Annotated in this window: 5 protein-coding genes and 1 tRNA gene; 5 read left to right on the forward strand and 1 reads right to left on the reverse strand. The window is 64.6% G+C overall.

Features of this window, described 5'->3' with window-relative positions:
- Window positions 1-109: 109 nt before the first annotated feature.
- A complete protein-coding gene (locus tag ATO9_RS13245; RefSeq protein ID WP_043749630.1) occupies window positions 110-328 on the forward strand; it encodes a DUF1127 domain-containing protein in 219 nt (72 codons plus the stop codon).
- Window positions 329-811: 483 nt separating this feature from the next.
- Here ATO9_RS13245 and ATO9_RS13250 read toward each other — a convergent pair whose 3' ends face one another.
- Window positions 812-3157, reverse strand: coding sequence for an ATP-dependent helicase (locus ATO9_RS13250; RefSeq protein WP_043749872.1), 2346 nt, complete (start codon window positions 3155-3157; stop codon window positions 812-814).
- Window positions 3158-3264: 107 nt separating this feature from the next.
- Between ATO9_RS13250 and ATO9_RS13255 the strand changes: the two genes are divergently transcribed.
- The 4 genes from ATO9_RS13255 (at window position 3265) to ATO9_RS23895 (ending at window position 9594) form a co-directional block, all read left to right on the forward strand.
- Complete coding sequence (locus ATO9_RS13255; protein WP_043749633.1) at window positions 3265-4395, forward strand: alpha-hydroxy acid oxidase; 1131 nt, start codon at window positions 3265-3267, stop codon at window positions 4393-4395.
- Between the two features lie 320 nt (window positions 4396-4715).
- Window positions 4716-8156: a pyruvate carboxylase gene (gene pyc / locus ATO9_RS13260; protein ID WP_043749635.1), complete on the forward strand. Its 3441-nt coding sequence runs from the start codon at window positions 4716-4718 to the stop codon at window positions 8154-8156.
- 402 nt (window positions 8157-8558) lie between these two features.
- Window positions 8559-8633 (forward strand) — tRNA-Gly (locus ATO9_RS13265).
- A 151-nt stretch (window positions 8634-8784) separates the two neighbouring features.
- The gene (locus ATO9_RS23895) at window positions 8785-9594 is read left to right on the forward strand and encodes an efflux RND transporter periplasmic adaptor subunit (RefSeq protein ID WP_043749873.1); all 810 of its coding nucleotides are present in this window, start codon (window positions 8785-8787) and stop codon (window positions 9592-9594) included.
- Window positions 9595-9770: the final 176 nt, after the last annotated feature.

Here is a 9770-nt window from a genome sequence, read left to right on the forward strand (position 1 = left end):
GCGTTGCGGCATTGGGCATTGTGCGAGCGCAGAAAAAGGGTAATTTCTAACTCAACAAGACGCCGCAAGGGCAATCCGGTCCAAACGGCACATTCGAAAGGCAAGACAAATGGCAATGATGGCCGACACCCGTAGCGCTGCAATCGTGAACCCCGGTTTCTTCACCCGCATGGTGAACCGCCTTGAGGAACGCTTCACGCAATACGCGGCCTACCGCAAGTGCGTTGCAGAACTTTCCGCCCTCTCGGACCGCGAACTGCGCGACCTGGGCCTGCACCGCTCCATGATCCGCTCCCTGGCTTACGAAGAAGCCTACCGGAGCATGTAATTCAGAGTTCGGACGGTCCTCTCCTCCTCCCTGGACCGGTCGAAAACAGCGACGGCATCTCTCCTCCTCCCTGATGTCGTCGCACCTTATCCCCGGAGCCGGGTAAGACGCTCCGCAAAGAATGCATCGGCCCTCTCCTCCTCCCTGGGTCGATGATAGCAAGTCCGGCGGCCCCTCTCCTCCTCCCTGGGGTCGCCGGTACTGCACAACCAGATCGGTGGCCCTCTCCTCCTCCCTGGGCCATCGTGAAATGAACGGCGGCGCCTCTCCTCCTCCCTGGCGTCGCCGTTTCTTCTTTTCAGCCCCCCTGAAATTCTGGATGACGGCGCAGTACCTGTTGCGTCACGCCTGTGATGACGGCGCAGTACCTGTTGCGTCACGCCTGTTCGGTGCCGCGCAATAGGGGCTCTGCCCCTGCCGCCAAAGCTGCGCTTTGACGTCTACCCCGGAGTATTTCCGGCAAGATGAAACAGGGGGGTGCGCTCAGAAGGGGATGTCTTCGCTCGACATGACGAACTTGGCGACGACCTTCTTGGGGCCGGCCTTTTCGAAATCCACGTCCAGCTTGTCGCCCTCGATCGCCGTGATCGCGCCGTAGCCGAATTTCTGGTGGAAGACACGGTCGCCCACCGTGTAGCGGCTGACCGCATCCAGGTCGATCACCTGGTTGCGCGCTTCGCGCGGCTGGCTGACCGGGCGCTGACCCGCGCGGGCCTGCATCCGTTTCCAGCCCGGCGAATTGTAGACATTCGCATCGGCCGCGCGCTGGTGGATCGTCGATTCCACCTGCGCCGCCGCGCCGAACCCGCCGCCATAGAGGCCGGGGGGCGTCAGCACCTCGACGTGTTCCTCTGGCAATTCATCGATGAAGCGCGAGGGCAGTTGCGATTGCCACTGGCCAAAGACCCGACGGTTGCCCGCAAAGGAGATCGTGCAGACCTCCTCGGCCCGGGTGATGCCGACATAGGCCAGGCGGCGCTCTTCCTCGAGCCCCTTCAGCCCGCTCTCGTCCATGGAGCGTTGCGAGGGGAACAAGCCGTCCTCCCAGCCCGGCAGGAAGACCACCGGGAATTCCAGCCCCTTGGCCGCATGCAGCGTCATGATTGACACTTTCGCACCGCCATCGTCGGTCTCGTTGTCCATGATGAGAGAGACGTGTTCCAGAAAGCCCTGGAGATTGTCAAAGTTCTCAAGCGCTTTCACGAGCTCCTTGAGGTTCTCCAGCCGTCCGGGCGCTTCGGGCGTCTTGTCATTCTGCCACATCGCCGTGTAGCCGCTTTCGTCCAGCACCATCTCGGCCAGTTCGATATGGCTGACATCCGCATGGCCGGTCATCTTGCCCCAGCGATCCAGGTTTTCGACCAGCGCGCGCAGCTGCCCCGCGCCCTTGCCGGTGATCCCGCCTTCGGTCAGCAGGATTCGCGCGCCCTCGATCAGGTTCACGCCATTGGCCCGCGCGGTCATCTGGATCTTTTGCTGCGCCTTGTCGCCGAGCCCCCGCTTGGGTGTGTTCACGATGCGCTCGAAGGCCAGGTCATCGGCGGGCGACACGACCAGCCGGAAATAGGCCATGGCATCGCGAATCTCCATCCGCTCGTAGAAGCGCGGGCCGCCGATCACGCGATAGGGCAGCCCGATGGTAAGGAACCGGTCCTCGAAGGCGCGCATCTGGTGCGAGGCGCGGACGAGGATCGCCATGTCATCGGCCGAAAACGCGCGCATCCCGCGGGTGCCGCCCTGCATCGCCTCGATTTCCTCGCCGATCCAGCGGGCCTCTTCCTCGCCATCCCAATGGCCGATCAGGCGAACCTTCTCGCCGCCCGTCGCCTCGGTCCACAGCTCCTTGCCCAGCCGGCCCTCATTGCCGCGGATCACGCCGCCGGCCGCGGCCAGGATATGTTCGGTCGAGCGGTAATTCTGTTCCAGCCGGACCACCTTGGCCCCCGGAAAATCCTTTTCGAACCGCAGGATGTTGCCCACCTCGGCGCCGCGCCAGCCATAGATCGACTGGTCGTCATCGCCCACGCAGCAGATGTTCTTGTGCCCGCCCGCCAGCAGCCGCAGCCACAGGTACTGGGCGACGTTGGTATCCTGGTATTCGTCGACGAGGATATACTTGAACCAGCGCTGATACTGCGCCAGCACGTCCTCGTGGGTCTGGAAGATCGTCACGACATGCAGCAGCAGGTCGCCGAAATCCACTGCATTCAGCTCTCTCAGCCGCGCCTGGTACTGGTCGTAGAGTTCGGTCCCGCGGTTGTTATAGGCGGACGCCTCGGCCGAGGGCACCTTTTCCGGCGTCCAGGCCCGGTTCTTCCAATGGTCGATGATCCCGGCCAGTTGCCGCGCGGGCCAGCGCTTTTCGTCGATATTGTTGGCGTTGATCAGCTGTTTCAGCAGCCGGATCTGGTCGTCCGTATCGAGAATCGTGAAGTTCGACTTCAGATCTACCAGCTCCGCGTGGCGGCGCAACAATTTCACGCAGATCGCATGGAACGTGCCCAGCCAGGGCATGCCCTCGATCGACTGACCCAGCATCTTGCCAACGCGGGTCTTCATCTCTTTCGCGGCCTTGTTGGTGAAGGTCACGCTGAGAATTTCATTCGGACGCGCCCGGCCGGTGTTCAGCAGGTGCACGATGCGCGATGTCAGCGCCTTGGTCTTGCCCGTGCCCGCGCCCGCCAGCATCAGCACCGGCCCGTCCAGCGCCTCCACGGCTTCCCGCTGGGCCGGGTTCAGATCGTCCAGGTACGGCGTGGGGCGCGCGGCCATGGCGCGCGCCGACAAAGCGGCGCCTTCAAAGGCGTCTTGATCATCGAAACTGCTCATGTCGTCAGAATACCGCGCCGTGTCGAAAAACGAAAGAGCATGTTCACGGCTTGTTCGCACCTCTTTTCGCTTGCCTGTCCCGGGCCGTGCGCCAATGATCCGCCATCATGAGCATCGACTTCCGCTACCCCCAAATCTCCGACCTCCGCCGCCGCGCCCGCGCCCGGATCCCGCATTTCGCCTTCGAATATCTCGACAGCGGCACCGGCGATGAACTGGCCATGCGCCGGTCCCGCGCCGCCCTGGACGAGGTCATGCTGACCCCCAAGGCGCTGCTCGGCCAGCCCGAGATCGACCTCTCGACCACGATCATGGGCCGCCGCTACGGCGCGCCGTTCGGGGTGTCGCCGGTGGGTATGACGGGGCTCTTCTGGCCCGATGCGGAACAGCTGCTGGCGCGCAACGCGGTGCGCCACAACCTGCCCTTCGGGCTCTCCACCGTCGCCGCCGCCGCCCCCGAAGATGTCGGCCCGGTGATGGGCGACCAGGGGTGGTTTCAGCTCTATCCCCCTGAAGATATTGACCATAATCTCGACCTGCTCGACCGCGCCCGGGCTGCGGGGTTTCATACGCTGGTGCTGACCGTGGACGTACCCGGCCCCTCGCGCCGGGAACGGTCGCGCCGCTCGGGGCTGCAGACCCCGCCCCGGATCACGCCACGAGTCTTCCTGCAATCGGCGCTCCGCCCGGTCTGGTCGCTGACCATGCTGCGCCAGGGCATGCCGCGGGTCCGCACGCTCGAGAAATATGTCGAAAAGACCGGCCGCACCGGCCATGTGGGGCTGGGGCGCCACCGCGCCCCCACCCCGGATTTCCTGCGCATACTGCGCGATCACTGGGACGGCCCGATCGCCGCCAAGGGGGTGCTCGATCCCGAGGATGCGGTGATGCTGCGCGACCATGGCGTCGACATCATCTGGGTCTCGAACCATGGCGGGCGGCAATTCGACGCCGCCCCCGGCGCGCCCACGGCCTTGCCGGGGATTCGCGCCGTGCTGGGCGAGGACGCACCGATTCTCTATGACGGCGCGGTCGGGTCCGGGCTGGACGTGCTGCGCGCCATCGCGCTCGGCGCCGACATGGTCATGCTGGGGCGCGCCTGGCTCTGGGGGCTGGCCGCGCTTGGCCCCTCCGGCGCCGATCACGTGACCCATATCCTGACCGACGACATGCACAGCGCCATGACACAGATGGGTATCGCCACCCCGAAAGAGGCCCGCCAGAGGCTCTGGTCCTGATCCGCCGGGCGCATCCCCTGCTTCATCTTGCCCCAAATACTCCGGGGTAGCCGTCAAAGCGCAGCTTTGGCGGCAAGGGGCAGCGCCCCTTTCCGCGCGTGAAATTTGCAAAGCCGTTTGTGTCCGCGCGACCCGCACGCCACGGGCCAGCCACGGCGAAGGCCCAACACGGCCTGCCCCGCCTCGTGCAGGCCGCGCCAGGACTTTACAAAATTTGCATTCTGCATGTCGGCAAGTTTGCTTTTCGCAAATCGCCCCTTGCGCTGCGGCGCGGCATGTCGTTTGCTCTGCTGATATTTCCCTCACATGGAGAAGACCCCATGGCCGACTTCCAGAAAATCCTGATTGCCAACCGTGGCGAAATCGCCATCCGGATCATGAGGGCGGCCAATGAGATGGGGAAGAAAACCGTCGCCGTCTACGCCGAGGAAGACAAGCTGGGCCTGCACCGCTTCAAGGCGGACGAGGCCTACCGCATCGGTGAAGGGCTGGGCCCCGTCGCCGCCTATCTCTCGATCGAGGAGATCATCCGCGTCGCCAAGATGTCCGGCGCCGACGCGATCCATCCCGGCTACGGGCTGCTCTCTGAAAACCCAGATTTCGTCGATGCCTGCGACGCCGCCGGCATCACCTTCATCGGCCCCAAGGCCGCCACGATGCGCGCGCTCGGCGACAAGGCCTCCGCCCGCAAGGTCGCGGTCGAGGCCGGCGTGCCGGTCATCCCCGCCACGGACGTGCTGGGCGATGATTTCGACGCCATCACCAAGGAGGCCGAAGAAATCGGCTTCCCCCTCATGCTCAAGGCCTCCTGGGGCGGCGGCGGGCGCGGCATGCGCCCCGTCACCAACGCCAAGGAGCTGAAGGAGAAGGTGCTGGAAGGCCGCCGCGAAGCCGAGGCCGCCTTCGGCAACGGCGAGGGCTACCTGGAAAAGATGATCACCCGGGCCCGCCATGTCGAGGTGCAGATCCTCGGCGACAGCCACGGCAACATCTACCACCTCTACGAACGCGACTGCTCGGTCCAGCGCCGCAACCAGAAGGTCGTGGAACGCGCCCCCGCCCCCTACCTCAGCGAGGCGCAGCGCGAAGAGCTCTGTGAACTGGGCCGCAAGATCTGCGCCCATGTGAATTACGAATGCGCCGGCACCGTCGAATTCCTTATGGATATGGAAACCGGCAAGTTCTACTTCATCGAGGTGAACCCCCGCGTCCAGGTCGAACACACCGTCACCGAAGAGGTCACGGGCATCGACATCGTCCAGGCCCAGATCATGATCGCCGAGGGCAAGGCCCTGTCCGAGGCGACCGGCAAGGCCTCCCAATACGATATCAAGCTGACGGGCCACGCGCTCCAGACCCGGATCACCACCGAGGATCCGACCAACAACTTCATCCCCGATTACGGCCGCATCTCGGCCTATCGCTCGGCCACCGGCATGGGCATCCGCCTCGATGGTGGCACGGCCTATGCGGGCGGCGTCATCACCCGCTATTATGACAGCCTGCTGGTCAAGGTCACCGCCAAGGCCGCCACGCCCGAGGCCGCGATCCGCCGCATGGACCGCGCCCTGCGCGAATTCCGTATCCGCGGCGTGTCGACGAATATCGAATTCGTCATCAACCTGCTGCAGCACCCGACCTTCCTGAACAACCAGTACACGACCAAGTTCATCGACACGACGCCCGAGCTGTTCGACTTCAAGAAACGGCGCGACCGCGGCACCAAGGTCCTGACCTACATCGCCGACATCACCGTGAACGGCCATCCCGAGGTTCAGGGCCGCCCAAAACCGCATCCGGACCTCAAGCCGCCGCGCATCCCGCCGATCAAGGGCGAGGTGCCGCTCGGCACCCGCAACCTGCTCGAGGCCGAAGGGCCCGAAGCGGTGGCCAAGTTCGTCAAGGAACAGACCGAGCTGCTTTTCACCGACACGACCATGCGCGACGGGCACCAGTCGCTGCTGGCCACGCGGATGCGCTCCATCGACATGATCAAGGTCGCGCCGTCCTATGCGGCCAACCTGTCGCCGCTCTTCTCGGTGGAATGCTGGGGCGGAGCCACCTTCGACGTCGCCTACCGGTTCCTGCAGGAATGCCCCTGGCAGCGCCTGCGCGACATCCGGGAAAAGATGCCCAACATCCTGACCCAGATGCTGCTGCGCGCCTCCAACGGGGTGGGCTACACCAACTATCCCGACAACGTCGTGCAGGAATTCGTGCGCCAGGCCGCCGAAACCGGCGTCGACGTGTTCCGCGTCTTCGACAGTCTCAACTGGGTCGAAAACATGCGTGTCGCCATGGATGCGGTCATCGCATCCGGCAAGATCTGCGAAGGCACGGTCTGCTATACCGGTGACGCGCTCGACCCGGCCCGCGCCAAGTACGACATCGCCTATTACGTCAAGATGGCGAAGGAGATGGAGAAGGCCGGCGCCCATATCCTCGGGATCAAGGACATGGCCGGCGTCATGACAGCCCCCGTGGCCGAGGTGCTGTTCCCCGCCCTCAAGGACGCGGTCGACATCCCGATACACTTCCACACCCACGACACGTCGGGCGCGGCCACCGCGACGATCCTCACCGCCTCCGCGGCCGGTGTCGACATCGTCGATGCGGCCATGGACGCATTGTCGGGCAACACCTCCCAGCCGACCTTCGGATCCGTGCTCGAGGCGCTGAAACATGGCCCCCGCGCCAGCAGCATCGACATCGCCGCCGTGCGAGAGGTCTCCAACTACTGGGAGGCCGTGCGCGGCCAGTACGCGGCGTTTGAATCGGGCATGCAGGCCCCCGCCTCCGAGGTCTACCTGCACGAAATGCCCGGCGGCCAGTTCACCAACCTCAAGGCGCAGGCGCGCTCGATGGGGCTCGAGGAACGCTGGCACGAGGTCGCCCAGGCCTATGCCGACGTGAACCAGATGTTCGGCGATATCGTGAAGGTCACGCCCTCCTCCAAGGTTGTCGGCGACATGGCCCTGATGATGGTCTCGCAGGGGCTCACCCGCGCCGATGTCGAGAACCCCAAGAAGGATGTCAGCTTCCCCGACTCGGTCATCGACATGATGAAGGGCAACCTCGGCCAGCCCCCCGGCGGCTTCCCCGAGGCGATCGTCAAGAAGGTGCTCAAGGGCGACAAGCCCAACACCGACCGCCCCGGCGCCCACCTCGCCCCCATCGACCTGGAGGAAAAGCGCAAGGAGATCAGCAGCACCCTCGACGGGATCGAGATCGACGACGAGGATCTGAACGCCTACCTGATGTATCCCAAGGTCTTTACCGATTACGCGGTGCGCCACGAAACCTACGGGCCGGTGCGCTGCCTGCCGACGCTGACCTTCTTCTACGGCATGAAACCCGAAGAGGAGATCACCGCCGAAATCGACCCCGGCAAGACCCTGGAAATCCGCCTTGTCACCGTGGGCGACACACAGGATGACGGCGAGGTCCGGGTATTCTTCGAGCTGAACGGCCAGCCCCGTGTCGTCCGCGTGCCGGACCGCAAGGCAACCGGGTCCAAGGCAGCCCAGCCCAAGGCCGATCCGGCCAACCCCAACCACGTCGCGGCCCCCATGCCCGGCGTCGTCGCCTCCATCGCCGTCAATGCCGGCGCCGAGGTCAAAGAGGGCGACCTGCTGCTGACCATCGAGGCGATGAAGATGGAAACCGGCCTGCATGCCGACCGCGACGGCACGATCAAGTCCGTCCATATCACCGCCGGTGCCCAGATCGACGCCAAGGATCTACTGGTCGAGTTCGAATAACCCGGTCCGACCCTTTGCAAACCCGAACCGCCGGCCCCGCGCCGGCGGTTTTTGTTTGGGGCGCGAGGAGCGCACGGGCCATTCTGCGGTCGCCCTGACCCCAAGCCTGGCCCCTCCAGGCCCCAAGGCTGGCCGCAGCCGCTCGGCCCGTCACAGGGCCCTCTCGCCCGGTCCCGCCCTGTCCCCTGCCGCCGCCTGAACGGCGTCCTGTGGGCGCGGCCTCTGGCTGTCGCAAACCGCAAATCCACCGACCGGATACCGACGCAATACCGACGTGATACCGACGTACCGTTCGGTGCTGAAACCGTGTCGCAGGGTAAGGCAAAAAATTTTGCGATCTTCCCGAAATTTCCCCTTGCGCCCCCCTGCGGTTCTTTATACATGCTCCCCTACCCAACGGATGCGGGCGTAGCTCAGGGGTAGAGCATTACCTTGCCAAGGTAAGGGTCGTGAGTTCGAATCTCATCGCCCGCTCCAATTTTCCTCCTGTTTCAACAGGTTGGACGAAAAGGTCACCTTCGGGTGGCCTTTTGTCGTTCAGGCCATCGCCGACCTGCTGCGACGCACCCTTGCCCCGTTCACCGTGGCGGGACTAAGGTCGGGCATCATCTGGCACATGGGGGTCCGAATGGCGAAACAATCCAGTATTCTCAAGGCCCTGGCCCTATGCCTCCCCCTGCCCCTGCCGGCTCTGGCTGACCTGGCCCCGGTGCCTTGCGTCATCCGCCCCTATGACATCGTCGACCTGGCCAGCCCCGTTGCCGGCATTGTCGGCAGCGTGGAGGTCGAACGCGGCGATACCGTCACCGCCGGTCAACTGGTCGCCCGAATGGATGCCACGCTGGAAGAAGCAGAACTGGACGTGGCCCGCGCCCGCGCCGAAGACATGTCCGCGATCGACGCCGCCAAGGCCCGGCTGAAGCTGCTTGAGACGGTGGCCGAGCGGACCGAAAAACTGTCTGAACGCAACGCTATAGCCGACAGCGTCGCCGAGGAGGCCCGGGTCGAGGCAGAGGCCGCGCGCCAGACCGTGCTGCAACGCGAAACCGAACGCCGCATCGCCGGGATCGAGGCCCGCGCGGCCGAGGCCCGGTTGCGCCGCAAGGACCTGATCAGCCCGGTCAACGGCGTCGTCACCGACCGTCTGCTGTCGCCCGGCGAATACGGCACGACCGAGGAGCCGCTGCTGGTCATCGCCCGCGTCGATACGCTCCGGGTCGAGGCTTTCGTGCCGATCGGCTACTATCCCGACCTGACGCTCGGACAGGTCGTCACCATCGAACCGGAGGACCCGGTCGGCGGCCAGCACCCCGCCCGCATCGCGGTGATCGACAGGGTCTTCGATGCGGCATCGGGCACGGTCGGCGTGCTGATGGATTTACCCAATGATGACCTGACAATTCCGGCCGGCCTGCGGTGTAAAACAGTTTTCCAATAGCAGCATCGCCAATTCGGAAACGCAATTTTTCCTTGTGACGTTGGCTCTTTGTCGTATCGTCACCTCATTAATCAATTCGATTCTAAGCCCACTTGCCAAGGGTCACAGGTACTATTTGGGGGCCGTTCACCTTCCGGTTGAGGCCCCGTCACTGGGTTTGTACGGGGGATTGCGCA

It is taken from the genome of Pseudooceanicola atlanticus (assembly GCF_000768315.1).
Lineage (GTDB): Bacteria > Pseudomonadota > Alphaproteobacteria > Rhodobacterales > Rhodobacteraceae > Pseudooceanicola > Pseudooceanicola atlanticus.

Coding starts and splice junctions, on each gene's coding strand:
- ATO9_RS13245 (WP_043749630.1), top strand. CDS start 110: ATGGCAATGATGGCCGACACCCGTAGCGCTGCAATCGTGAACCCCGGT.
- ATO9_RS13250 (WP_043749872.1), bottom strand. CDS start 3,157: ATGAGCAGTTTCGATGATCAAGACGCCTTTGAAGGCGCCGCTTTGTCG.
- ATO9_RS13255 (WP_043749633.1), top strand. CDS start 3,265: ATGAGCATCGACTTCCGCTACCCCCAAATCTCCGACCTCCGCCGCCGC.
- pyc (WP_043749635.1), top strand. CDS start 4,716: ATGGCCGACTTCCAGAAAATCCTGATTGCCAACCGTGGCGAAATCGCC.
- ATO9_RS23895 (WP_043749873.1), top strand. CDS start 8,785: ATGGCGAAACAATCCAGTATTCTCAAGGCCCTGGCCCTATGCCTCCCC.